We start from the raw sequence: 24,737 nt of genomic DNA, 5'->3' as shown, positions 1-24,737 counted from the left end.
CCGCAGAGAGGCGGTGGACTGTCGTGATCCGGGGTAGGTTGACCGGCGCACTTCTGGTGGTGGCTCTGGTCGTCGGCGTGTTCCTGGCCGGCTTTGGGATGGGGCAGCGCGCGGTGGCGGCGCGGTCGGCCGACGACCAGGGGTTTGCATTGCTGCGTGAACTGCTCACGCAGGTCCGAAGGGAGTACCTGAACCCGGTCCCTGAGGCCTCAAGGCTATTCGACGGAGCGGCGAGAGGCATGCTCGATGCCCTCGGGGATCCCTACACGCGCTACATGGATGCCCGCGTCTACAAGGAGTTCTCGCAGGACGCGAAGGGGTTCTTCTTCGGGGTCGGGATATTCATTGACATCCGGGACGGCCATCTGATCGTTGTCCAACCGATCGAGGGTACGCCTGCCCACCGGGCCGGCCTGCGCGCTGGAGACCGCATCCTGCGCATCAACCAGGTGCCGACCGATGGGATGGCCCTACAGGAGGCGGTGACCCGCATCCGCGGCCCGGCCGGGACCAAGGTGACGTTGCGGATTGGCCGCGCCGGCCAGACAAACGACGTTGAGATTACGCGCGCCCGCGTGCAGATCGTTACCGTACAGGGGCCCGGAACGCTCGACCCGGCGATGCGGAAGCAGCTCTCGGACGCCCGTCTGGGCTACATGCGCGTGCTCACCTTCAACGAGTTGACGTCGAAGGAGGTCGCCTCTGCGCTCGATCGGGTGGAGAAGGAAGGGGTCCGTGGGCTAGTTCTCGACCTGCGGAGCAACGGCGGCGGGCTCCTGGGTGCGGCCACGCAGGTCGCGGACCGGTTCGTGCCGGACGGCCAGCCCGTCGTACACGTCGTTGACCGGGACGGACGCCGGAAGACCGATCGGGCGGGCCCCGGAGCCAAGATGACACTCCCGGTTGTCGTGTTGGTCAACGAGTTCACTGCCAGCGCATCCGAGATCCTGGCCGGCGCGCTCCACGATTCCGCGGGCGCTGCCCTGGTGGGCCAGCGGACTTTCGGCAAGGGCGTGATCCAAACCCTGTTCCCCCTGGCAGGCGGTGGAGCCGCAGCCGTGACAACGGCCAAATACCTCACCCCGGCTGGCACGGATATCCACGGCAAGGGGATTCTGCCCGACGTGGCCGCAGGAGATCGCCTCGAGGGTAAGGCAGAGGCAGAGGTTGACCGGATTCAGGCACAGCAACTCCGGCGAGGGATAGAAGTGCTCAAGCAGCGCGCGGCGCAGCGACGCTAGATGGCACGACCCGGACGGCGGCGAACGAAGCGAGGGTCCGAGAGCGTTATGCGAATGGCCTGGCTGGCCATGGCCATCCTGTTGCTGGGGATCGCGGCAGGATGGTGGCTGGCTTCTGAACGGCGGCCGGCACCACCCGACGGGGTTTCGTCTCCTCGGGCGGTCAGGACCCCGCCTTCGGCTGCTGTGCAGACGACGAGACCGCGCCGGTCTCCGGTGCCTGCGCCGTCCTACCCGGCAGATTCGTCTGCCAGGGTGGCGATTGTCTTCGACGATGCAGGCGGCAGCCTGGGCGACGTGGAAGAGATCATTGCCATTGGGCGGCCGGCTACCGTGGCCGTACTTCCAGGCCTGCGGTACTCTGGCGAGGTTTCCCAAAGGGCCCAGACTGCGGGGCTGGAGGTAATCCTGCATCTTCCATTGGAGCCCATGGATGGCGCCAAGGCCCTGGGCCCGGGCGGGGTGACGGTGGCGATGGGCGAGGCCCAGATCCAGGCAGCGGTGCGGGCCGGACTGGCGTCGGTTCCAGGCGCCACCGGCGTTAGTAACCACATGGGATCGCGCGCGACCGCAGACCGGCGGGTCATGCGCGCGGTCATGGACGTGGTCCGGGAGCGCGGTCTCTTCTTTCTGGACAGCAAGACAACTCCCCACTCTGTGGCCGGCTCGGTCGCGGCAGAGACTGGTATCCGGAGCGCCGCCCGTACCGTGTTCCTGGACAATGAGAACGATCCCGAGGCAATCCGCCGTGAGATCCGTCGTCTGATCGAGATCGCGCTCCGCCACGGCGAGGCGGTCGCCGTTGCGCACGCCCAGCGTCTTACCTCGCGCGTTGTGGCTGAGATGCTGCCCGAGTTTGACCGCGCGGGGGTTGCGTTCGTGCCGGTCTCAGCAATCGCCCGATGACGTCGGGACGGGCTGAGATGGGGAGAGGGAGGGGACGCATGAGCACGCAGGGCACGGTGAGGCCGGCGAACGAGGACATGTGGGATGCGGTACTCCAGCAGTTCAACCGCGCCGCCGATCACCTGTCGTTGAAGAGGGGGGTGCGGGAGTTTCTGGCATTTCCCAAGCGCGAACTGGCCGTGAACTTCCCGGTGAAGATGGACGACGGGTCCGTGCGCATCTTCACCGGCTACCGAGTGCACCACAGCACGGTGCTCGGCCCCAGCAAGGGTGGCATCCGCTACGATCGGGGCATCACGCTCAGCCAGGTGAGGGCGCTGGCCATGCTGATGTCCTGGAAGTGTGCCGTGGTCGGCCTGCCCTTTGGCGGAGCCAAAGGCGGCGTGGTGGTCAACCCCAAGGAGCTGTCCCACGTTGAGCTGGAGCACCTGACGCGGCGGTACGCCACCGAGATCTCCATCCTCATGGGCCCTGAGGCGGACATCCCGGCCCCGGACATGGGAACGAATCCCCAGGTCATGGCCTGGATCATGGACACCTACAGCATGCACAGGGGCTACTCCACGCCGGCTGTGGTGACGGGCAAGCCGATCGCCATCGGCGGATCGTACGGCAGGCTGGAAGCCCCTGGCCGCTCGGTGGCGATCGCCGCGCGGGAGGCGACACGGCGTCTGGGAATGAGCATAGACGGCGCGACCGTGGCCATTCAAGGGTTCGGGAAGGTCGGGTCGGTGGTGGCAGCGCTGCTGGCCCAGCAGGGCTGCCGGATCATCGCGGTGAGCGACACGCAGGGTGGAGTGTCCAACCCCGCAGGGCTCGACCATGCCCGGCTCGTGGAGCACAAGCGGCAGGCAGGCACCGTGGTCGGGTTCCCCGGAGCACAGACCATCAGCAATGTGGAGTTGCTCGAACTACCCTGTGACGTGCTGGTTCCGGGCGCCGTCGAAGGGCAGATCACGGCGGACAACGCGGCGCGCGTGAGGGCGCGCTTGATAGTGGAGGCCGCCAACGGCCCGACCACCCCGGGCGGAGACGCGGTGCTGGCCGAGCGCGGGATCAAGGTGATCCCCGACATTCTTGCCAACGCCGGCGGGGTCATCGTCTCGTACTTCGAGTGGGTCCAGGGGTTGCAGCAGTTCTTCTGGACCGAGGAGGAAGTGAACGCAAACTTGGACAGGATCATGGTCCGCAGCTTCGAGGCCGTGGAGCAGATTGCCAGCAGCCGGAGCGTTGACCTGCGGACCGCGGCCCTGATCAAAGCCATTGACCGCGTGGCCCAGGCCGTGCTCATCCGCGGCATCTACCCTTAGCGGGCCGGCCGATGATCCGACAACTGCTGCTCGCTCTCTCCGAGAACGACCGCGTTCACGCTTTTGTCCTCAGGCAGCGTATGGTGCGCCGCGCCGCGCGGAGGTTCGTGGCCGGCGAGACGCTGGACGAGGCGCTGGAGGTCGTGGACCGGCTGGCCGCAGAGGGATACCTCCTTTCGCTCAACCTGCTGGGGGAGAAGACCACTTCGCTCGACGAGGCCCGGGCGGCGGCCGACGCCTACGTTGAGGTCGCGACCCGGCTACGGGGCCGCCCCGTAGACTGCTACATCTCGGTCAAGCTCACCCAGCTCGGTCTTGACCTCGATACCGACCTTGCCGCGGACAACCTGCGCCGGGTGCTCCAGGCAGCCCAAACGGACGGACGGTTCGTCCGTGTGGACATGGAGCACTCGCCGTACGTTGACCGGACCCTTGACATCATCACGCGACTCAGGGCTGAGGGAAATGGCGCGGTGGGCGCGGTCATCCAGGCGTACCTCTACCGGAGCGGAGACGATGTTGACCGCCTTCTGAGGCAGGGCGTTCCCATCCGGCTATGCAAGGGCGCCTACGCCGAGCCGCCCACGGTTGCCTATCCCCGCAAGCAGGACGTGGACGCCAACTTCGCCAGGCTTCAACAGCGACTGTTGCGCGATCCGGCCTGCCATGCCATTGCCACCCACGATGAGCGGTTGATCCAGGCCGCCGTCTCCTTTGTGGAGCGCGAGAACATCGCGCGCGACCGCTACGAGTTCCAGATGATCTACGGGATCCGCCGGGATCTTCAGGAATGGCTGCTCCGAGGGGGACACCGGGTGCGGATCTACGTGCCCTTCGGGACCCATTGGTACCCGTACCTGATGCGGCGCATGGCTGAGCGCCCCGCGAACCTCGCTTTCGTGCTACGGAACCTCCTGCGGGGCTAGGAGGAGGAACCGGCATCCACGGCGGCGAACCATTATTCACTTTCGCGCGGAAGACGCGGAAGACCCAGGTTTGCGGGGAGGTGATCGCAGCCTAGGAATACCCGGTTGCCGGGGGGGCAAGATGTCAGGCGATGATCGCAGACTCCAAGCCACGAGGGAGGGAGAGACAGAGGATGAAGCGCATGAGGATTCCGATTGCTCTCGTTGTCGCCCTGATAATCGCGGGCGGCCCGTACTTCGTTCCGGCGGCTCCTGCGGCGACGGTCGGACCCGTTACGGATCCGGTTGGCGTCGTGAAGATCGCCAAGGGAGCGCCGCTCACCATCGCCTACTGGATGGTCGTCGCCGGCCCTGATGCGAGCCTTGGCACTGACACGAAGCGGGGTGTCGAGATAGCAATCGACGACAGGGGCGGCAAGCTCTTGGGCCATCCAATCAAGCTGATAGGTGAGGACACCGGCTGCAACGCGGAGGGCGGTCAAACCGCGGCGACCAAGTTGGCGGCCAACAAGGCGATCGTGGCCGCCATCGGCTCCAACTGCTCCAGCGAGGCCGTGCCCGGGGCTCCCATTCTCTGGAAGGCGGGCATCGTGACCGTCTCGCCCTCCAACACCGCGCCCAAGCTGACCGCTGCTGACCGGGGGCCGACCTACGATGGGTACCTGCGCACCGCCCACAATGACAAGGTCCAGGGTCGGGTGGCCGCGGAGTTCGCCTGGAAGGTCCTCAAGGTGAAGAAGGCGGCGACTATCCACGACGGCAGCCCCTATGCCGAAGGGCTCCAGGGCGTGTTTGCCGAGGTCTTCAAGAAGCTGGGTGGTACCATCACCGCCCAGGAGGCGATCGGGCCCACCGATACCGACATGCGGCCGATGCTGACCAAGATCGCGGCCGGCAAGCCCGAGTTGATCTACTACCCGATCTTCATTGCCGCGGGCGGCTTCATCACCCGTCAGGCCAAAGAGGTGTCCGGGCTGCCACAAGCCAAGCTGATGGGCGCAGACGGCATGTTCTCGCCGGACTTCATGAAGGCCGCCGGGGAGTCGGCTGTGGGGATGTACCACTCCAGCCCCGACCTGTCGCCTGAAGCGCTGGGCCCGGCGTACAAGACGTTCCTGGACAAGCACCAGAAGAAGTACGGCGAAAAGCCGCTGGCGCCTTTCCACCCGCACGCCTACGACGCCGCGAAGATGATCTTCGCCGCCGTCGAGAAGGTGGCCAAGAAGGATGCGGCGGGCAATACCTACATCGGGCGGAAGGCGCTGCGCGATGCCCTGTTCGCGACAAAGAACTTCAAGGGTCTGACCGGTACCCTGACCTGCGATAAGTACGGCGACTGTGCGGACCCGAAGATCGCGGTCTATCAGACCCTGTCCGCTGACCCGGCGAAGTGGGATCCGGGGAAGAACCCGAAGAAGGTCTACCCGTAGTCGGCAGGGATTGTCGGCAACGAACGTGCAAACGCGGGGGATGAGCCAGAGGAATTCCTTGGGCTCATCCCCATTTTTCGGCTAGGAGGCGGGCGTGCAGCGTAGTCTGATGCGCAGGTTCTCGGTTGTTGACCTCTACCTGTGGGCCTTCCGGATAGTGGTCCTCATGGTGGTGGTCTGGGGGATGATCGGGACGATCATGGCTCGAAGGTACCCGGGCGATGTCTGGATCGACTTCGTGGTGTTTGGAATGTCCCAGGGGAGCATCTATGCTCTGATCGCCCTTGGGTACACCATGGTCTACGGTATCCTTCGAATGATCAACTTCGCCCACGGCGAGGTCTTCATGAGCGGGGCGTACACCGGCTACTTCGTGGCCGCGGCCTTTGGGAGATCCGGCTACCTGGACCGGAATCCCGTGGTGAGCCTTCTGGTAGTCCTGGCTGTCGCCATGATTACCTCGACGGCGATCGCGCTGCTGCTGGAGCGCGTTGCGTACCGGCCGCTGCGACGCTCGCCGCGCCTGGTGCCCCTCATTGCGGCGATTGGGGCGTCGTTCTTCCTGCAGTACACGTTCCGCGGCTTCTTCGGCTCCGGGTTCCAGGCCTACCCCGAAGCTCAGATGCTCAAGGGTACGTGGGTCATTGCGGGCATCGGCATCCTGCGGACGCAGGCCGTGGTGCTCGTGGCGTCCGTACTGATGATGCTGGGCCTCTACGCGTTCGTAATGCGAACCAAGACCGGCACCGCGATGCGGGCCGTGTCCGAGGACAGGGAAGCGGCGGCGCTGATGGGCATTGACGTGGACCGCGCAATCGTCATTGCCTTCGCTGTCGGAGCCTCGATGGCCGGCGCGGCCGGTTTCCTGTACGCGATCGTCTTCAAGCAGGTACACTTCTTCATGGGGTTCGTCCCGGGCATCAAGGCGTTCACAGCCGCGGTGCTCGGCGGCATCGGCAACATCCCTGGTGCCATGCTCGGCGGTCTGTTCCTGGGCCTGTTTGAATCCGTCGGCCCGATCCTGTTTCTCGAAGGCCTTGGGATCGTGGCGCCCTATCAGCTCAAGGACGTGATCGCCTTCACGATGCTGGTCATGGTCCTGATCTTCCGGCCGTCGGGAATCATGGGCGAGCGTCTTGTGGCAAAGAAGGCCTAGCCGGAGATGGCGAGCGCACCGATGAGCATGCGTCGTCAGCCATGGATCGCGGCCGCCCAGAAGGGACTCATCTGGGGCGGCGTGGCAGTCTTCCTCGCCCTCGTGGGCATGGTCGAGACTTTCGCAGGGCGACAAATAGTCGTGGGAGTGATCTCGCTCGGACTCGCGCTGCCGGTTCTCACCGCCGTCGTGGCAGGGTACCAGGGCGCGCAGGGCCATCCGGGCGGCGCACCCGGTGCGTTCCTGGCGCGGGGAGCGCTGGGTGGGGCGGCGGTGGGGACGGTTGTGTCCGGGCTCGTTGTGCTTGGCACCTTTGTCAACATGCGGAGCATGTTCGTGAGTGCCTCGCCCACGATGTTCGAGACCCTGTCGTTCGGCCGGGGCGTCTCTGGGATTCCCCTTGTCCTGCTCGGCGCCGCCGCAGTCGGGGCAGTTGGAGCGGCCGCTTCGCTTCTGTCCCCCGGCGTTCGCAGGCCTCTGGTCACCGCCCTGGCTTGGACCCTGGGCATCGGTCTCTTCCAGGAGCTGTTGCAGATTCTTCTGCATGCGGAGGGCACCAGGACTGCGGTTCGCGAACTGCTGTTCGTCGAAGATGGACTCTCGATGCGCGGTGCGACAATCGTGTTTGCCCTGGCCTGGGGGGCGACCGCCGGCTGGGCCCGCCGTGGCGGTGCCGTGCGGCAGTGGCATGGGCGGCTTTCCGCACCGCGGCAGCGTGTGCTGCGTCTGAGCTCGCTGGGCGCAGCCGTGGCCCTGCTTCTGCTGGTGCCGTTGGGCGGGGGGTTGTTTCTTTCCCAGGTACTCGTGCTCGTCGGGCTCTTCGCCCTGCTGGGGCTGGGGCTCAACATCGTGGTGGGCTTCGCCGGCCTGCTCGACCTGGGTTATGTCGCGTTCTTTGCCATCGGTGCCTACACGGTGGGCCTGCTGACCTCGGTAGGGGAGCACGGCATCATAGGGCTCTCGTTCTGGGCGGCTGTGCCCGTCGCGGTGGCCGTCTCCCTGGTCGCCGGAGTGCTGCTGGGCGTTCCGGTGCTGGGGATCCGCGGGGACTACCTGGCCATCGCCACACTTGGATTCGGTGAGATCATCCGGATCCTGGTTCTGTCCGACTTCCTGCGGCCGTGGCTGGGAGGCTCCCAGGGAGTGCTCGGCATCCCCAAGCCGATGATAGGCGGCTTTGAGTTCCGGGGTCCTGAGCAACTCTTCTATCTGACCCTTGCCAGTTGCGCCCTGGTCATCTTCATCGCCATGCGGTTGCGCGACTCGCGCCTTGGGCGGGCGTGGATGGCTGTGCGCGAGGACGAGGACGTGGCCGAGGCCATGGGAATCAACCTGGTCAACGTCAAGCTGATGGCCTTTGCGATGGGCGCGGCTTTTGGGGGCCTGAGCGGCGCGATCTTCGCAGTCATGCTGGGCTCGATCTTCCCGCACAGCTTCCAGCTGCTCATCTCGATCAACGTGCTGGCCCTGATCATCGTCGGCGGCATGGGGAGCATGCCCGGCGTGATCGTGGGTTCGCTGTTTCTGGTCGGGATGCCGGAGCTGCTTCGGGAGTTCGCCGAGTACCGGTTTCTGATCTATGGGGCATCTCTGGTCTTGATGATGCAGCTCCGTCCCGAAGGCCTGTGGCCTGCCGCGGCCCTGAGACGCGAGCTGCACGCAGCCGAGGAGATGGGTCCCTCAGGTCGAGCCGAGGCCGCGGCCGGCTCAGGCCGCCCCCTTGAGGAATAGCATGGCGATCCTGACCTCGCGGAATCTCACGAAGCGCTTCGGTGGGCTGGTAGCCCTGAACCGAGTGGACCTGGATGTGCGGGAGCAGTCCATCCACAGCATCATTGGACCCAATGGCGCCGGCAAGACCACCTACTTCAACTGCGCGACCGGGTTCTACCGGCAGGAAGAAGGGGAAATGGTCTTCAGGGACACACCCATTGACGGGCTCTCCCCGGATCGCATCACCCGCCTGGGGATCGCCAGGACCTACCAGAACATCCGGGTCTTTGCCAACATGACCTCCCTGGAGAACATCTTGGTAGGAATGCACTCGCACCTGCGATCGTCGTGGGTCGGGGCGGTGCTGAACACCGCCTACACACGGCAGGAGGACCAGGAGTCCACTGCGGCGGCCCGCGACCTCCTGCAGTTCGTCGGGCTGCGGGGCAAGGGCGACTTCCTGGCCAAGAACCTTCCCTATGGCGACCAGCGGCGTCTCGAGGTAGCACGTGCGCTGGCCAGCCGGCCGGCGCTACTGTTGCTTGACGAGCCAACCGCTGGCATGAACCCGCGCGAGACCATCGAGATGATGTCCTTCATCCGACGCCTGCGCGACGAGAAGGGGATAACCATCCTGCTGATCGAGCACCAGATGCGCGTCGTCATGGGCATTTCCGAGATCGTAACCGTGCTCGACTACGGCACCAAGATCGCAGAGGGAACCCCGCAGGAGGTGCAGAACGACCCGCGGGTGATAGAGGCATACCTGGGCACGCGCAAGACCGGCGCGTACGCGACCCACTGATTCAATCTGGCGAGGGCCTCCATGGCGCTTCTGGAAGTTGAGAACCTGCACGTCTACTACGGGAACATCCACGCCCTCAAGGGCATCTACCTGAGGGTGGACCCTGGCGAGATCGTTACGCTGATCGGCGCCAACGGCGCCGGCAAGAGCACCACGCTGAAGACGATCAGCGGGTTGCTGCGTCCCCACCTGGGGCACATAACCCTGGCAGGCGAGGACCTCGTTGCGACCAGCCCGCACGAGATCGTGGCTAAGGGCGTTGTCCACGTGCCCGAGGGCCGGAGGATCTTCGGCCGCCTGACCGTGACGGAGAACTTGGAGATGGGCGCGTTCACGCGCACGGACCGAACCGGGATCGGGCAGGATCTCGACAGGGTGTTTGGGATGTTCCCACGCCTCAGAGAGCGCCGCGCGCAGGTGGCTGGAACCCTCTCGGGTGGTGAGCAGCAAATGCTGGCCATCGGGCGGGGGCTGATGACCCGGCCCAAGGTCCTGCTGCTGGACGAGCCGTCCATGGGGCTGGCGCCGGTGCTGGTGGACCTGATCTACGACTCCATCAAGGACATCAACGCTGCGGGAACCACCATCCTGCTTGTAGAGCAGAACGCCTTCATGGCGCTGTCGGTCGCGAGCCGCGGGTACGTGCTCCAGACCGGCGAGGTTGTGCTCCAGGGCTCCGCGGCCGACTTGCAGGCCAACGAGGAGGTCCGGCGGGCATATCTGGGGGGCTAGAGGTGCCCTTCCACGCCCTCGCGCTGCTTTCCACACTCGCTTTCGTCTCCGCCGCGTCAGGGGAGATGCAGATACACACGATCTGCGCCGACGGCAGCGGCCAGCGAAGGCTGACTGGCCCGTCCGGGCAGGCCGCCACTCCTGTCTGGTCTCCCGACGGCCGCTGGATCGCATACACTGCTTTCGATGGCGGTCGTGCCCAGATCGCGGTCATGGCCGCGGACGGCGGGCGGCGGCGCCGTCTCACAGCCCCGCCCGGAGAAGACTCGTTTCCTTCCTGGTCTCCCGACGGCCGCCGGATCGCCTTCGTGTCAAGCCGGACCGGAGAAGCCCGGGTCTATGTGATGAACTCTGACGGCAGCGGGCAGAGGCCTCTCACTTCCTCGACAGGCGCGCACGCGGCTCCGGTGTGGTCGCCTGACGGCCGCAGCATTGCCTTCGTCGCCAGGCAAGGTCGCGGAGAGCCCGATCTCTATGTGGTGAATGCGGACGGCACCGGTGAACGCCGGCTCGCTGCCGGTCTTGTGCACAGGCCGGGCGTGCTGCATCCTGTCTGGTCGCCGGACGCCAGGCGGATCGCGACCGTGGTCCGGGTCGGCCGCGCGGAGACCGCCGTCCTCGTTGTTAGCGTGACTGGCGCAGAGGAGAGGCGCTTCACCGGCTACGCGCCGGTCTGGTCTCCGGACGGCCGTCGGATCGCGTTCGTCGTCGCCCGCGTCGGGGATGCTCAGATCTATGTGTCGGACGACGGCGGTGAGAGGCCGGTGCGGCTCACCCTGGCGGGCGTGAACTTGCTACCGGCCTGGTCGCCCGACGGCAGGCGGCTGGCATTTGTCTCAAGCCGGGAAGGTGACCTGGCGGTGTACGTCATGAACGCAGATGGCACCGGAGCGCGTCGTCTGGCAGGAGTGGCCGGGGACCTGAGCCTCCTGCCCGTGGTTTCCTGGAGGCCCCTCACATCGCCAGACGGAGCTCGCCTCCCAGCCACCCGGTCACCGCGATGAGCGCGGCGCCCGCCAGCATCAGCGCGGCGACCACGGCACCGCTAGCGCTCGGACGCCGCCACCGGATCAGGAAACTTGCGGCGTAGGTCAGCGTAGCAAGATATGCGAAGACCTGGTGGACCCTGTGGCGGTCCACGAAGGCCTGTCCCACGCCCTCGACTGCGAGCGGCAGCGCGTCCGCGAAGCCCGTGGCGATCGAGACCGCCGCCCCCAGCAGCCCCAATCCTATGAGCCCCCGCGCGGCGCGGAAATGGAAGGGGTCGCCCCGGCGAAGGTAGAGCAGGTCGAGCAGGGCGCTCGTGAGCAAGAGGGCAACGGGAAAGTGGACTGCGAGCGGGTGAAACAGAAAGCGCATGTCGGCCTCCAGGACGGGTCGTGTGTGCGCCGAGCCACGCGCGGCTCCGGTGCGCGGTTCCCTTCGGCGTGTCACCGGGGGTGCTCCTTCCCTCCGGCGCAGGAGTCGGGCGCGCGCGGCGTCGAAGTCATTGAGCGATGCGCGCGTTGGTCAAGACGAAGCCCAGGCCAGGCTGCGAACTCGTAGAACTGCCGGTTCCCTCGCCCGGCCCGGGCCAGGTGCTGATTCGGGTTGCCGCCGCCGGCATCTGCGGGACCGACCTGCACATCTACAAGTGGGACCCCTGGGCGCAGTCGCGCATTCGGCCCCCCCGCGTGATAGGGCACGAGTTCTGCGGAACGGTCGTGGCGACCGGCGAGGGCGTGGACGCCGTAAAGGCAGGCGATCGGGTGGCGGGTGAGTGCCACATCGCCTGCGGGCGATGCGCACTCTGCCTCGGCGGCCAGCCGCACATCTGCCAGCGGCTCGAGATTGTTGGGATAGATTGCGATGGGGCGTTCGCGGACTACGTGGTGCTGCCAGCCGGCAATGCCTGGCACCTGGATCCAGGGATTCCATTCGAAGTGGCCGCGATAATGGATCCGCTCGGGAACGCGGTCCACACGGCCATGGCGACCCAGCTGGCCGGTCGGTCCGTTCTCGTAACTGGCTGCGGTCCCATAGGGCTGATGGCGATTCCGGTCTGCAAGATGGCAGGCGCTCGGCTCGTTGTCGTATCTGACGTCACGGAGAGCCGCCTGGCGCTGGCCCGCAGGATGGGCGCTGATCTGGTGCTGGATGCCCGTGACGGCGGCGTCGCCGAGCGCGTGCGCGAGAGGACCGGCAGCATCGGCGCCGACGCGGTCCTGGAGATGTCGGGCCACCCCTCCGGCATCCGGGATGCGCTGCAGGCGGTGCGGGGCGGCGGTTGGGTGGGGTTGCTGGGCCTGCCCGGAGCGCCTGTCGAGCTGGACCTGGTCAACATGGTGATCTTCAAAGAGGTACGGTTGCAGGGTATCTTCGGGCGTCTGCTGTGGCAGACCTGGGAGCAGATGAGCGCCATGCTCCGCCAGGGGCTGGACATCAGGCCCATCATTACCCACCGGCTGCCGCTGGAACGGTTCGAAGAGGCCTTCGAGCGTTTGGAGTCGGGTGGAGCAGGGAAGGTGATCTTGACCATTGAGCACTGACCCGGGACATCCCCTGGCGTTTGTGGACAGCGAGCTTCAAGAACTGCGCTCGAAGGGTCTGTGGCGCTGGCCCCGGCTCCTGGAGGGCGCACAGTCCGCGGTCGCGCGTTACGACGGGCGCGAGCTCATCAACCTGGCCTCTAACAACTACCTGGGCCTAGCCAACCATCCTGCCCTGAAGGCCGCTGCGCTGGAGGCCATCGCCACCACAGGCGTCGGGTCCGGCGCGGTACGAACGATTGCGGGCAACATGGCGATCCACCAGCAACTGGAGGCGGAACTGGCTGCGTTCAAGCACACCGAGGCCGCGCTGCTCTTCCAGTCCGGATTCACGGCCAACGCGGGCACCGTTGCCGCGCTACTGGGCCGGGAGGACGTGGTGGTGAGCGACGAGCTGAACCACGCCAGCATCATTGACGGCTGCAGGCTCTCCGGCGCGGACAAGAAGGTATTTCCGCACGGCAACGTCGCGGCAGCGCGGCAGATGCTGGCCGAGTGCCGCGGTGCCCGCCGGGTGCTCCTCATCACCGACGGCGTCTTCAGCATGGACGGTGACATTGCACCGCTGCAGTCGCTGGTCGAGGCCGCCGAGGAGTTCGGCGCCATCATGATGGTGGACGACGCCCATGCTAGCGGCGTGCTGGGACGCCACGGCCGCGGCACCGTGGACCACTTCGACCTGCACGGTCGGGTGCACATCCAGGTGGGCACGCTCTCCAAGGCGTTCGCCGGCCTCGGGGGCTACGTGGCTGGCAGCCGGAACCTCGTGGATCTACTGATGCACCGCGCCCGTCCTCTGCTCTTCTCCACCTCGCACCCGCCGTCGGTGGCCGCCTCGGCCCTGGCCGGGGTGCGGTTGGTGCAGCAGAACCCCGAGTTGATATCCCGGCTATGGGAGAACGCCCGCTACTTCAAGGAAGGACTGCGCCGGGCGGGGTTCGACATCGGGGCAAGCGAGACTCCGATCACGCCGGTTGTCGTAGGCGATGAACTGCGCGCCCTCCGGCTCTCAGACCAGCTGTTCGAAGAGGGCGTCTTCGCTGTTGGGATCGTGTTTCCGACCGTGCCGAGGGGCCGCGCGCGGGTGCGTACGATCGTGACAGCGGAGCACACACGGGAGCATCTGGGTCGGGCGCTGGAGGCGTTCGCGCGGGCCGCCCGCGTGGTGGGGGTGTCCTGATCTGACGCCGCGCACCAGGGCCTTCACCCGGTTGGCTGGGCCGGACGAGGCCCGCACCAGGTACGCCGCTGTCCTGCGGCCGGGCCCGCGCGGCACCGAGCGCGTGCCCCTCCGTGCGGCGCTCGGCCGCGTAATGGCTGAAGACGCGGTTGCGTCCACGGATCTGCCGCCCTTCGATCGCTCCACCATGGACGGGTGGGCGGTGCGCGCCTCCGACCTGGCCGCTGCTGCCCCGGGACGTCCGGTGTTCCTGCGGCCCTCTGGTGAGGTTCACATGGGCGTCGCCGCGGATGTCCCTGTACCCCCGTGTGGAGCCGTGCGGATCTCGACCGGAGGGATGCTGCCTGTCGGCGCCGACGCGGTGGTCATGCAGGAGCAAGCGACGGTCGAGGCGGAGGGCCTGCTCGTTTCACGCCCGGTGATCGCCGGGGAGAACGTGGTGGCACGCGGAGCGGATATCCGCGCCGGCGAGCTAGTGCTGCGCCGCGGGTGGCGGCTCCGGCCGCCCGACCTGGGGTTGCTGGCCGGCCAGGGACTGGAGTCTGTTCTGGTCTTTCTCCCTCCGCGCGTGGCGATATTGGCCACCGGCGACGAGCTGGTGCCGGCCGGAGCTCCGCTGACGCCAGGCCGGGTACGCGACATGAACACGGTGGCGCTGGCTGGAGCAGTGGATGCCGCAGGCGGCGTCCCCACGATCTGCGGGATCGTCGGAGATGACCGCCCGGCGATATTGGCTGCTCTGCGCAGCGCCCTGGCCGGTCATGACATGCTGCTGGTTTCCGGTGGCTCATCAGTGGGAGAGCATGATCTCGCGATGGAGGCCATAGCCGCGCTCGGCCCTCCTGGCATCGTTGTGCACGGCATCGCGGTACGGCCTGGCAAGCCCACGGTGCTGGCCGCGGCCGGGACCGTTCCCGTGATCGGCCTGCCCGGTAACCCGGTATCGGCGCTCGTCATCTTCGACCTCTTCGCGCGTCCGGTGCTGGAAGCGATGCTGGGGCTGGATCCCGGATCCCGGCCATGGGGTCTGGTGAGGGCGCGGCTCTTCGAGGCCCTGCCCTCGGCGCGGGTTAGGGAGGACCACCGGCGTGTCCGGCTGGAGCAGCGGCCGGGCGGAATATGGGCAGTGCCCCTGCCTGCAGGATCCCAGATTCTTACCTCCATGGTGCGCGCTGACGGGATCGTCGTCGTCCCTCCCGGTGAGCAGGGACTGGGTGAGGGCGAGGAGGTCGAGGTTCGGCTTCTGACATGAAGGGCTCGCCAAGGAGGCGCAATCTCACGCACGTGGACCGGGCCGGCCGCGCCCGCATGGTGGACGTGTCTGCCAAGCCGGCGACCGCCCGCGTGGCAGTGGCGCGCGGCGAGGTTCGGATGCTGCCCGCGACCCTCGACCTCATCGTGGCCAACCGCGTGACCAAGGGCGATGTGCTGGGGCTGGCGCAGGTGGCCGGCGTTATGGCGGCCAAGCGCACCTCGGACCTGATCCCGCTCTGCCATCCGATTGCCCTCACAGACGTGGCGGTGCGCGCTGTCCCAGACCCCTCCAGGTGTCTGGTCACCATAGAGGCAACCGCCCGCTCGGTCGGACCCACCGGCGTTGAGATGGAGGCCCTGGCCGCGGTGGTTGGCGCGGCGCTCACGGTCTACGACATGTGCAAGGCGGTTGACCGCGGGATGACGGTTGAACGCGTACGCCTGGTGCGCAAGCGCGGCGGGCGCAGCGGCACGTACCGGCGCCCTGGAGAGCGGTCGTGACCGTCACGGCCCGGCTGGACGGGGTTCCGGTCGCCATCCTGACTCTTTCCGACACGGTCGCGCGCGGTCAGGGAACCGACACGAGCGGGGAGGTGATCGCCTCTGCGCTGGTTGCCCTCGGAGCCAGGATCGTGCGTCGGGAGGTCCTCGAGGACGACCGGGATGCAATCAGCCGCGCGTTGATTCAGTACGCCGACGAGGACCGGGTGGCATTGATTCTGACCACGGGCGGCAGCGGGTTCTCGCCCAGGGACGTAACGCCCGAGGCCACTCTCGCGGTGTGCGACCGGCTGGCGCCCGGACTCGTGGAAGCCGCGCGGATGCGCACGCTGGAGCGCACTCCGCTTGCGATGCTGTCGAGAGCCGTGGCCGGGATCCGCGGCAAGACCCTGGTGATTAACCTCCCAGGAAGCCCAAAGGCGGTGCAGGAGTGGCTGGAGATCCTGCTTCCGGTTCTCCCGCACGCGGTGCAGATGGCAGGAGGCGACGCGGGGGTCTGGGGAAGGGATCACCGTCTCGGCTCCGGCTAGGAGACAAGACAAGGGAACTGGAGGCAGCGAGTGCAGACCTACACCCATGATGTGCTGATCCTGGGAAGCGGACTGGCCGGGCTTCGAGCGGCCCTGGAGGTACTGCGCATCTCGCGCGGAGACCTGGACCTGGCGATTCTCTCAAAGGGGCAGCTCATGCGCGCCCACTCCGTGTGCGCCGAAGGCGGCACCGGCGCGGTCCTGCACCCCGAAGAAGGGGACAGCCTGGAGTTGCACGCCTGGGACACCGTCAAGGGCAGCGACTTCCTCGCCGACCAGGACGTGGTGTCGCGATTCGTGGAAGCTGCCCCGCAGGAGATCCTGCGCCTCGATCATTGGGGGACGCCGTGGTCCAGGCGAAAGGACGGCCGCCTCGACCAGCGGGCCTTCGGCGGTCACACCTTCCCCAGGGCCACGTTCGCCGCGGACAAGACCGGGTTCTTTGAGATGCAGACCCTCTACGACACGATACAGCAGTACCGCAGCGTCGCACGATACGAGGAGTGGATGGCGACGCGCATGATCGTGCACAACGGCACCTTCGCCGGGCTCACCGCCTGGGACCTCACCACCGGCGAGTTCGCCCTGCTGCGGGCCAAGGCATTGATCATTGCCACCGGAGGGTGCTGCCGTCTCTACGGCTTCACCACGTACTCCCATGCGGTGACCGGCGACGGGATGGCAATGGCCTACCGGGCCGGGCTCCCGTTGAGAGACATGGAGTTCGTACAGTTCCACCCAACCGGCCTGGTGCCTTCTGGGATTCTTATCACCGAGGCCGCCAGGGGAGAGGGTGGCCACCTGATGAACCGGGACAGGCGCCGCTTCCTGGAGGATTACGCGGCCAAGATGATGGAGCTGGCCCCCCGCGACATCATATCGCGGGCCGAGATGACCGAGATCGAGGCCGGCCGTGGCCTGGTTCACCCCAGCGGCCTCGGGTACGTGGAGCTGGACCTCACGCACCTGGGACGTGATCGCATCGTCGAAAGGCTGCCCCTGATTCGCGAGGTGGCCATAAAGTTCAACGGCATTGATCCCATTGACGGCCCGTTGCCTGTTCGGCCGGCGGCGCACTACTCGATGGGCGGCATCTCCACCGACATCAACGGCCAAACTCCGGTGGCTGGTGTCTGGGCTGCCGGTGAGGCGGCCTGCATGTCGCTGCACGGCGCCAACCGGCTGGGGACCAACTCCACCGCCGAATGCCTGGTATGGGGTGCCATCACCGGCCGGGAGGCGGCCCTATGGGCCAGCAGGGAGCGCGGCCTGCCCGACCCGCCTCTGGCCGAGGCAGCGGAAGAGCAGTCCCGACTGGCCGGCCTGCTGGAGGCGCGCGGTCCGGAGAACCACCACCAGATCCGCGCGCGCCTGCGGGAGCTGATGGATGAGAAGGTGGGCGTCTACCGCGACGCGCATGGGCTGGGCGAGGCACTTGGCGAGGTGCGGGAGCTCCGCGACCGGATGCGTCGCATCCACCTGGACGACAGGAGCTGGGTGTACAACACGGACCTGACCGGTGCCGTCGAGGTGGGGAACCTGCTGGACCTGGCCGAGGTTGTAATAATGGGGGCGCTACAGCGGACGGAATCCAGGGGAGGCCACGCCCGTCGTGACCACCCTGATCGCGACGATGAGCGCTGGTTGGTGCACACGCAGGCATCGCACAGCGAGGCCGGGCCGCGGCTCGCCTACACTCCGGTCACGATCACCACCTGGAAACCCGTGGAGCGCAAGTACTGATGTCGTCTATCAGGCAGGGAGGGGCCATGGTAACCGAGGCACAGACCCAGGCACGGACCCGGGCACCATCCCGGCTGAGCATGCGGCTGGGTCTGCGGGGTTGGGTGTACGCTGGCCGGTATCCGGCGGAGAGGTACCTGTACATCCTCCATCGCATCTGCGGTCTGGGGCTTGTTCTGTACCTGCCGCTGCACGTCTGGGTCACCGGCCGGCGGCTGCAGGGTCCGGATGCCTGGGAGCAGACGATGGCGATCCTGTCACGCCCGGTGTTCGTTGCCGGCGAGATCCTGATACTCGCCGCCTTTGTGTTTCACGCCATCAACGGTTTCCGGCTGCTGTTCGGCCATCTGGGCTGCGCGCTCGGCAGGCCTGGGCACCCGGTCTACCCCTATCCGGTGGCGCTACACCGCCAGCGCAGGATGGTGGTGACGTTGATGGTCCTGGCCGGGGTGTTTCTGGCGGCCGGGGTCTGGGATCTGCTGACCAAGTAGTGGGGAGGAAGGGCCGTGAGGGAATCCAGGCTATGGGCTTTCCACCTGATCTGCGGTGCGGGTCTGCTCGTGCTCCTCTCTTTGCACATGGGGCTGATGCACTATGCCAGCATCCTTGCCCTCCTGGGATGGGCAAGGGAGCCGGTGCTCTCCTTTTCCGCGGTGGCGGATCGTGGCAGGGGCGCGGCCTGGGCGGCCACGTACGTCCTGCTGCTGGGTTTTGCCCTCTACCACGGTCTCTACGGGCTGCGGGGTATCCTGGGCGAGATCTGGGGCACACCCAGGGCGGTGCGAATCATCAATGCGGGCGTTGTGGTGTTTGGGCTGGTAGTGCTTGTCTACGGCGTAGCGGTGGCGTTGCAGGCCGCGCGCCTGTGAGGGGTAGCGTGAGATGGCTGATCTGACCGGCAATCCCAAGGGCGGCTTTCCCGAAGATGGAATCCTCACGCTGAGGGTGGCGCGCTACGATCCCGAACACGACAGGGAGGCGCGGCCGCAGGAGTGGAAGGTGAAGATCCTGCCGGGCATGACCGTGCTGGACGCGCTGTTCTCGGTCAAGGAGGGGCAGGACGGATCGCTGGCGTTCCGATGCTCGTGTCGAATGGGCGTCTGCGGCTCCTGCGGGATGTTCATCAACGGGAAGCCCCGCCTGGCCTGCAACACCCAGGTCAGCGAGCTCGGCCCCGTGGTCGAGGTGGCGCCGCTTCCCAACCACGACGCGATCAAGGACCTGGTACCCGACCTGACCCAGACCTTCCGCAGGCATCGGGCCGTGCTCCCTTACGTCATGCGCAGCGACGCGGCCGAGATGGAGTCGCCGACGCGCGAGTACAAGCAGACGCCGGAGGAACTTGCGCGCTACGTGCAGTTCACCTACTGTCTGAAGTGCAGCCTCTGCCTGGCGGCATGTCCGACGGTCAGCACGTCGGAGCAGTTCCTGGGCCCGCAGGCATTGGCCCAGGTCTATCGGTACTCGGCAGACAACCGCGACCAGGGGCTAGGCGAACGTGCCGGCGTCGTGGATGCGTCCCACGGCGTCTTCGGCTGCCACCTGGCCGGGGCCTGCAGCGAGGCGTGCCCCAAGGGCGTGGATCCTGCGCTGGGCATCCAGCTTCTAAAACGCAGCCTGTTCGTAGGACCTCCGCACAGCGCACCGGCTCAGGTAGTGCCGGCGTTCCCGGAGGGTTACCGAACGCCGGAGGCGGCAGAACGGCCCAAGGCGCCGCCCAGGTCGGTCTAGGCCCGGGCTTGCGGCTTCACGGGTGACAGGACCGTGGGCTACAATGTGCCCATGGAACTCTTGCTTGTACCCATCGAGAAGCCCGAGAGCAACAACGTCATCCTGGGCCAGTCTCATTTCATCAAAACCGTTGAGGACCTTCACGAAGCCCTGGTGACCGCGGTGCCGGGCATCAAGTTCGGTCTGGCCTTCTCCGAGGCCAGCGGCAAGCGGATGGTGCGCAAGTCCGGTACGGACGAGGGGCTCATCGCCCTGGCGGTGCGGAACGCGCTGGCACTGGGCTGCGGTCACGTCTTCGTCATCATGCTCGGCGAAGGGTTTTTCCCGATCAACGTGCTGCACGCGGTCAAGGCCTGTCCAGAGGTCGTGCGCCTGTTCGCGGCAACGGCGAACCCTATCCAGGCGATCGTCGCCGAGGAAGGCGATCAGCGCGGGGTCTTGGGAGTGCTGGACGGTTTCAAGCCGCTGGGCGTGGAGGACGATGAGGGAACCGCCTGGCGCAGGGATCTGCTCCGGCGCTTCGGCTACAAGCTCTAGCCCGCGGGAATCGGTTGGCTTGACCCCACTCTGATCCGCCGATATAATCGCGCTGTCGGGCAGAGAGCCCGTCTGCCAAAACGGCGAAGATCGGAAGTAGTAGGCAGTGGCCGGCCGGCGCCACCAGGCGCACGAGAGATTCGGGGGAGGGTGTGACCCGAACGGCGGTGCTGCCGAACTCGTCCGGGAGCCGTGGGAACGAGGTTCCGAACCGGACCGTAGTTTCCACCGTTTGCCCGCGATAAGGGCTTGAGCGGACAGGTGCGCGGGGCAGTAGCTCAGGGGGAGAGCGCCTCTTTGGCGTAGAGGAGGTCGCGGGTTCAATTCCCGCCTGCTCCACCAATCGTCTGGCGATAGCGCGATTCTGGAGCGCCTGTCAACCGGGGTGGTACCGCGGAGGCCGTCTTCGTCCCTATGGATGAAGGCGGCGTTGCTGCTTCTGGAGGTGCAGTGAATGAAGGCATCTGGCCAGATATGGCTGGACGGGGCGCTGGTTCCCTGGGACGAGGCCCGCGTCCACGTGGCCGCGCACGTGGTCCACTACGGATCCAGCGTCTTCGAGGGCATTCGCGCCTACCAGACACTGAGCGGGCCCGCGGTGTTCTGTTTGGGCCAGCACGTCCGGCGGCTCCTGGACTCGTGTCGGATCTTCCGTATGATGCCCTCGTATTCGAGCGACGATCTCACCCGGGCGATCCTGAAGACGGTGAGCGTCAACGGTCACGGGGACTGCTACATAAGGCCCGTGGTCTTCCGCGGCGTGGAGTCCCTGAGCGTGGACCACCGCAGGTGTCCGCTGCACGTGGCGGTCATCACCTTTGAGTGGGGCCGCTATTTGGGCGAAGAAGCCATCGAGCACGGCGTGGATGTCATGATCAGTTCCTGGCGGCGCATTGCTCCCGACACCCTGCCCGGCATGGGCAAGATCGGTGGCAACTACGTGAACTCGGCGTTCATCGTAATGGAAGCGGCGGACAACGGATATGCCGAGGGCATCGCCCTGGACGTGCAGGGCTACTTGAGCGAGGGCAGCGGTGAGAACCTATTCCTCGTCAGGGACGGCGTCGTCTACACTCCACCGCTGGCTGCCTCGATCTTGGGGGGCATAACCCGGGGCGTGGTCATGACCCTCTGCCGCGAGGCCGGCATCGAGGTGCGCGAGATGGCGATCCCCCGCGAGATGCTCACTGTGTCGGACGAAGCCTTCTTCACGGGAACCGCGGCCGAGATCACACCCATCCGGTCGGTGGACCGCCAGCCCGTTGGGTCGGGACGCCGCGGCCCGCTGACCGAGCGGCTGCAGGAGCGATTCTTCGGCATCACATCGGGCCGCCTGCCCGACACCCAGGGGTGGCTGACGCAGGTGCGGGATGCCGTCTAGCCCAAAGGAGAACCCGATGCGCTACGACCCCGCCAGCATTGAGCCCAAGTGGCAGGCGCGATGGGAGGCGGACGGTCTCTACCACGCGCCCGACGGTGATCCGAGACCCAAGTTCTACTTCCTGACGATGTACCCTTATCCGTCCGGCGACTACCTCCACATCGGCCACTGGTATGCCATGGCGCCTTCGGACGTCGCCGCGCGGTACAAGAGGATGCGGGGCTTCAACGTAACGCTCCCCATGGGGTTTGACGCGTTCGGACTGCCCGCGGAGAACGCCGCAATCGAACGTGGCATCCATCCCTACCGCTGGACGATGAGCAACATCGAGGTGATCCGGCGCCAGCTTCGGTCAATGGGCGCGATGTGGGACTGGCCGCGAGAGGTGGTCACCTGCGACCCCGCCTACTACAAGTGGAACCAGTGGTTCTTCCTCAAGATGCACGAGAGAGGCCTTGCATATCGTGCGCTCTCGCCCGTGGACTGGTGTCCCAAGGACAACACCACGCTTGCCCGCGAGCAGGTGGTCGGCGACGACCGGGTGTGCGAGCGGTGCGGCACGCCGGTAGTCAAGAAGAACCTGGAGCAGTGGTTCCTGAAGATCACGGCCTACGCCGAGGAGCTGCTGGATTTCTCCAAGATCGAGTGGCCGGAGCGCGTCCGCACACTTCAGACCAACTGGATCGGCCGCAGCGAGGGCGTCGAGTTCGCGATCCCTCTCAGGGATCACCCAGGCCTGGAGTTCAGGGTCTTCACGACCAGGCCCGATACCGTCTATGGGATGACCTTCTGCGTGCTGGCTCCCGAGCATCCGCTAGTGGATCGCCTGACGACGCCGGAACGTCGTGCCCAGGTAGAGGCCTACAAGTTCAAGGCCGCGCGCGAGTCCGACATCGAGCGGCTTTCGACCGAGCGGGAGCACGACGGCGTCTTCATCGGCGCGTACGCCACCAACCCGATGAGCGGCTCAGACGTGCCGGTGTTCATCGCCGACTACGTCCTGCTGAGCTACGGCACGGGTGCTATCCAGGGCGTTCCGGCCCACGACACGCGCGATTTTGAGTTTGCCAGGAAGTACGGCCTGCCGATTCCGGTGGTCGTGGCGCCGCCGGGATGGAACGGCGGGCCGCTGTCCGAGGCCTATCTGGAGGAGGGCACGATGGTGAACTCCGGGCCCTTCGACGGCCTGCCGTCCGCCGAGGGCTGGCAGCGGATCGCCGATGCGATGATCACCCGCGGCGTCGGTGAGCGGAAGGTGCACTACCGCCTCCACGACTGGCTGATCAGCCGGCAGCGCTACTGGGGTACCCCGATTCCGATCATCTACTGCGACGCGTGCGGCGTGGTTCCGGTGCCGTTCGAGCACCTGCCGGTGATCCTGCCGGAAGACGCCGAGTTCCGGCCCACTGGCGAGTCCCCGCTGAAGCATCATGGCGGCTTCCAGAACGTCGCCTGCCCGCACTGCCGCAGGCCGGCCAGGCGCGAGACCGATACCATGGACACGTTCGTAGACTCGTCGTGGTACCAGTACCGGTACCTTAGCCCTGACTACGACGAGGCCCCCTTCGATCCCCAGAAGGGAGCGTACTGGTTGCCGGTTGACCAGTATACCGGTGGTATCGAGCACGCGGTGATGCACCTGCTCTACACGCGGTTCTGGACGAAGGTGATGCGCGATCTGGGTCTGGTGTCCTTCGACGAGCCGATGAAGCGGTTGTTCAACCAAGGGATCATTCTGGGCACGGACGGAAACCGGATGAGCAAGTCCCGGGGCAATGTGGTGAATCCCGACGAGTTCGTGCGCGGGTACGGTGCCGACGTGCTGCGTGCCTACCTCATGTTCATTGGGCCGTGGGACGAGGGCGGTCCGTGGAACAGCCGGGGCATTGAGGGAATCTGGCGATTCCTGGCGCGGGTCTGGTCGGTTGTGGCCGTGCCCGCGGGGGAGGCATCAGGTTCACCGGTTCAACCCATCGAGGCATCCGACCTGGAGTTCTGGATGCACCACACGATCAGGCGTGTGACCGAGCAGATGGAAGGGTATAGGTTCAACACTGCGATCGCGGCGTTGATGGAGTACGCCAACGTTCTGCAGCGGGCCAGGAGCTCGCCACTCTCCGGCACGGCGCTGTGGAGCGAGGCGCTCCGGATGCTCGTGCTGCTGCTCGCGCCGCTCTGCCCCCATACCTCTGAGGAGCTCTGGGTCGAGCACCTCGGGGGCTCATACAGCGTGCACACCCACCCCTGGCCGGCCTTCGATCCGGCCAAGGCGGCCGCCAGGCAGATCACGCTGGTGCTGCAGGTGGACGGGCGCGTGCGCGACCGGGTCCAGGTGGACGCAGGGATCACCGATGCCGAGGCCCGGGAGGTCGCGCTGGCAAGCCCGCGCATCCGCCAGTTCCTGGCCGGCAAGACCGTGGCCGACGTCATCGTGGTCTCCGGCCGCCTGGTCAACATAGTCGTGCGATAGCCCGCAGGACGCCCCATTCCCTGCCGATGAGATAGCAGGAGGAGGTGACGACCATCGAGCGGTCCGACCAGTTGGCGCTCGCCGGGCTGGCCGCGGCCCTGGTCCTGGCAGGCGGTGCTGCGATCCGGGCCGGACGGACCCCAGGTCCCCTGCCGGTCAGCGGGCCCTCGGCGCCCGCGCAGATCAGCGTGCACGTGGTAGGCGAGGTGACCTGGCCGGGGATGTACGTGCTGCCGGCCGGTGCCCGCCTCCAGGATGCCATATTAGCGGCCCACGGCCCCACATTGATCGCCGATCTCAGGCGTGTGAACCTGGCCGCCCAGCTACGGGATGGTGACCGGGTGGTCGTGCCGCGGATCATACAGCCGACCTACCCGTTTGCTCTGGCGCGACGCCCAGAAGCCCGGCCAGAAGCGCCGCCGCCAGAAGGGGAGAGGGCTTCCACGATGAACGTGAACACCGCGACCGCGGCGGATCTTGAACGCCTGCCCGGTATAGGCCCTGTTCTGGCGCGCCGCATAGTGGAGCATCGCGAGGCCAGGGGGCTGTTCCGGCGCCTGGACGACCTCCTCGAGGTCCAGGGCATAGGGCCCAAGCTCTTCCGCCGTCTGGAGCCCTTGCTCCGGCTGGAGTAAGGGAACCGCGACGACCCTCCGTTCGTAG

General features: G+C 66.6%; 24 protein-coding genes and 1 tRNA gene. 24 read left to right on the top strand and 1 reads right to left on the bottom strand.

Annotation, left to right across the window (positions count from 1 at the left end):
• The first annotated feature begins 23 nt into the window (after positions 1-23).
• The 10 genes from FJX73_03370 (at position 24) to FJX73_03325 (ending at position 11,223) form a co-directional block, all read left to right on the top strand.
• A complete protein-coding gene (locus tag FJX73_03370; GenBank protein ID MBM3469814.1) occupies positions 24-1,241 on the top strand; it encodes a S41 family peptidase in 1,218 nt (405 codons plus the stop codon).
• Positions 1,242-2,147: a divergent polysaccharide deacetylase family protein gene (locus FJX73_03365; protein MBM3469813.1), complete on the top strand. Its 906-nt coding sequence runs from the start codon at positions 1,242-1,244 to the stop codon at positions 2,145-2,147. It begins immediately after the preceding gene.
• A 38-nt stretch (positions 2,148-2,185) separates the two neighbouring features.
• On the top strand, positions 2,186-3,457 hold the full coding sequence (locus FJX73_03360; GenBank protein ID MBM3469812.1) for a Glu/Leu/Phe/Val dehydrogenase: 1,272 nt from the start codon (positions 2,186-2,188) through the stop codon (positions 3,455-3,457).
• Between the two features lie 80 nt (positions 3,458-3,537).
• The gene (locus FJX73_03355; protein ID MBM3469811.1) at positions 3,538-4,383 is read left to right on the top strand and encodes a proline dehydrogenase; all 846 of its coding nucleotides are present in this window, start codon (positions 3,538-3,540) and stop codon (positions 4,381-4,383) included.
• Between the two features lie 131 nt (positions 4,384-4,514).
• Positions 4,515-5,813: a branched-chain amino acid ABC transporter substrate-binding protein gene (locus tag FJX73_03350; protein ID MBM3469810.1), complete on the top strand. Its 1,299-nt coding sequence runs from the start codon at positions 4,515-4,517 to the stop codon at positions 5,811-5,813.
• Positions 5,814-5,922: 109 nt separating this feature from the next.
• On the top strand, positions 5,923-6,969 hold the full coding sequence (locus FJX73_03345) for a branched-chain amino acid ABC transporter permease (GenBank protein ID MBM3469809.1): 1,047 nt from the start codon (positions 5,923-5,925) through the stop codon (positions 6,967-6,969).
• Positions 6,970-6,996: 27 nt separating this feature from the next.
• A complete protein-coding gene (locus tag FJX73_03340) occupies positions 6,997-8,700 on the top strand; it encodes a leucine/isoleucine/valine transporter permease subunit (GenBank protein MBM3469808.1) in 1,704 nt (567 codons plus the stop codon).
• 1 nt (position 8,701) lies between these two features.
• Positions 8,702-9,487 (top strand): ABC transporter ATP-binding protein, encoded by a 786-nt coding sequence (locus FJX73_03335; GenBank protein MBM3469807.1) that lies wholly within the window; start codon positions 8,702-8,704, stop codon positions 9,485-9,487.
• A gap of 21 nt (positions 9,488-9,508) precedes the next feature.
• The gene (locus tag FJX73_03330) at positions 9,509-10,219 is read left to right on the top strand and encodes an ABC transporter ATP-binding protein (protein ID MBM3469806.1); all 711 of its coding nucleotides are present in this window, start codon (positions 9,509-9,511) and stop codon (positions 10,217-10,219) included.
• Between the two features lie 2 nt (positions 10,220-10,221).
• On the top strand, positions 10,222-11,223 hold the full coding sequence (locus FJX73_03325; GenBank protein MBM3469805.1) for a hypothetical protein: 1,002 nt from the start codon (positions 10,222-10,224) through the stop codon (positions 11,221-11,223).
• Here FJX73_03325 and FJX73_03320 read toward each other — a convergent pair.
• On the bottom strand, positions 11,174-11,653 hold the full coding sequence (locus FJX73_03320; protein ID MBM3469804.1) for a DUF2231 domain-containing protein: 480 nt from the start codon (positions 11,651-11,653) through the stop codon (positions 11,174-11,176). The two genes, FJX73_03325 and FJX73_03320, sit on opposite strands and share 50 nt — an antisense overlap.
• Positions 11,654-11,715: 62 nt before the next feature.
• Between FJX73_03320 and FJX73_03315 the strand changes: the two genes are divergently transcribed.
• From FJX73_03315 to FJX73_03250, 14 genes are all read left to right on the top strand, one after another.
• Positions 11,716-12,747, top strand: coding sequence for an L-threonine 3-dehydrogenase (locus FJX73_03315; GenBank protein ID MBM3469803.1), 1,032 nt, complete (start codon positions 11,716-11,718; stop codon positions 12,745-12,747).
• A complete protein-coding gene (locus FJX73_03310) occupies positions 12,737-13,927 on the top strand; it encodes a glycine C-acetyltransferase (protein ID MBM3469802.1) in 1,191 nt (396 codons plus the stop codon). The genes FJX73_03315 and FJX73_03310 overlap by 11 nt, the downstream gene beginning before the upstream one ends.
• Before the next feature lie 31 nt (positions 13,928-13,958).
• A complete protein-coding gene (locus FJX73_03305) occupies positions 13,959-15,179 on the top strand; it encodes a molybdopterin molybdotransferase MoeA (GenBank protein ID MBM3469801.1) in 1,221 nt (406 codons plus the stop codon).
• Positions 15,176-15,682, top strand: a complete 507-nt coding sequence (gene moaC, locus FJX73_03300) for a cyclic pyranopterin monophosphate synthase MoaC (protein MBM3469800.1) — start codon at positions 15,176-15,178, stop codon at positions 15,680-15,682. Before FJX73_03305 ends, moaC begins: the two co-directional genes overlap by 4 nt.
• A 14-nt stretch (positions 15,683-15,696) precedes the next feature.
• A complete protein-coding gene (locus tag FJX73_03295) occupies positions 15,697-16,212 on the top strand; it encodes a MogA/MoaB family molybdenum cofactor biosynthesis protein (GenBank protein ID MBM3469799.1) in 516 nt (171 codons plus the stop codon).
• Positions 16,213-16,242: 30 nt separating this feature from the next.
• Complete coding sequence (locus FJX73_03290; GenBank protein MBM3469798.1) at positions 16,243-17,955, top strand: succinate dehydrogenase/fumarate reductase flavoprotein subunit; 1,713 nt, start codon at positions 16,243-16,245, stop codon at positions 17,953-17,955.
• A complete protein-coding gene (gene sdhC, locus FJX73_03285) occupies positions 17,955-18,446 on the top strand; it encodes a succinate dehydrogenase, cytochrome b556 subunit (protein ID MBM3469797.1) in 492 nt (163 codons plus the stop codon). Before FJX73_03290 ends, sdhC begins: the two co-directional genes overlap by 1 nt.
• A 15-nt stretch (positions 18,447-18,461) precedes the next feature.
• Entirely contained in the window at positions 18,462-18,824 is a 363-nt protein-coding gene (locus FJX73_03280) for a hypothetical protein (protein MBM3469796.1), read from the top strand.
• 13 nt (positions 18,825-18,837) lie between these two features.
• The gene (locus FJX73_03275) at positions 18,838-19,686 is read left to right on the top strand and encodes a succinate dehydrogenase iron-sulfur subunit (GenBank protein MBM3469795.1); all 849 of its coding nucleotides are present in this window, start codon (positions 18,838-18,840) and stop codon (positions 19,684-19,686) included.
• A 51-nt stretch (positions 19,687-19,737) separates the two neighbouring features.
• Positions 19,738-20,223: an adenosine monophosphate-protein transferase gene (locus FJX73_03270; GenBank protein MBM3469794.1), complete on the top strand. Its 486-nt coding sequence runs from the start codon at positions 19,738-19,740 to the stop codon at positions 20,221-20,223.
• Positions 20,224-20,490: 267 nt separating this feature from the next.
• Positions 20,491-20,565, top strand: a tRNA-Ala gene (locus FJX73_03265).
• A 112-nt stretch (positions 20,566-20,677) separates the two neighbouring features.
• Positions 20,678-21,604 carry a branched-chain amino acid transaminase gene (locus FJX73_03260; GenBank protein ID MBM3469793.1) on the top strand — a complete coding sequence of 309 codons (927 nt, stop codon included), beginning with the start codon at positions 20,678-20,680 and terminating at the stop codon, positions 21,602-21,604.
• A gap of 16 nt (positions 21,605-21,620) precedes the next feature.
• Complete coding sequence (locus FJX73_03255; GenBank protein ID MBM3469792.1) at positions 21,621-24,074, top strand: leucine--tRNA ligase; 2,454 nt, start codon at positions 21,621-21,623, stop codon at positions 24,072-24,074.
• Positions 24,075-24,118: 44 nt separating this feature from the next.
• The gene (locus tag FJX73_03250) at positions 24,119-24,709 is read left to right on the top strand and encodes a ComEA family DNA-binding protein (protein ID MBM3469791.1); all 591 of its coding nucleotides are present in this window, start codon (positions 24,119-24,121) and stop codon (positions 24,707-24,709) included.
• Positions 24,710-24,737: the final 28 nt, after the last annotated feature.

This window comes from Armatimonadota bacterium, from assembly GCA_016869025.1.
GTDB lineage: Bacteria > Sysuimicrobiota > Sysuimicrobiia > Sysuimicrobiales > Humicultoraceae > VGFA01.
The sequence above is the reverse complement of the archived record's forward strand: the minus strand, read 5'-3'. Positions and strand labels throughout refer to the sequence as shown.